Origin of the sequence: Microvirga sp. HBU67558 (assembly GCF_018069605.1) — a bacterium.
Classification (GTDB): Bacteria; Pseudomonadota; Alphaproteobacteria; order Rhizobiales; family Beijerinckiaceae; genus Microvirga; species Microvirga terrae.
Window position 1 is genome coordinate 1 of record NZ_JAGPUP010000145.1, and the last position, 336, is coordinate 336.

The following is a 336-nucleotide window of genomic DNA, read 5'->3' on the forward strand; positions in this document are numbered from 1 at the left end:
GCCTCCCCGATTGAGGCGAGGCTTTGCGCCGGCCAGGAAGTCGCATTGGTGGGAGCCGGCAACTCGGCCGGGCAAGCGGCCGTCTACCTCGCCAGCCAGGTGAAGACCGTCTGGCTTCTTGTGCGCGGCGCTGGGCTGGAAGAGAGCATGTCCCGCTATCTGATCGACCGCATCGAGGCCCAGCCCAACATCAAGATCCTGACCGAGACGATGGTCACGGCACTGGATGGTGAAGGAGAGACCCTCGAAGCTATCCGGTGGCGCAATCGTCACGGGGACGAGGGGAAATGTCCGATCCGTCACCTGTTCCTGTTCATCGGTGCCGATCCCAATACC

The 336-nt window shown here is 63.1% G+C and carries 1 protein-coding gene; it reads left to right on the forward strand.

The window, feature by feature from the left end; all coding sequences use genetic code 11:
* Window positions 1-336: NAD(P)/FAD-dependent oxidoreductase (locus KBI52_RS00590; protein WP_210804760.1), on the forward strand; the 336-nt coding region annotated here is incomplete at both ends.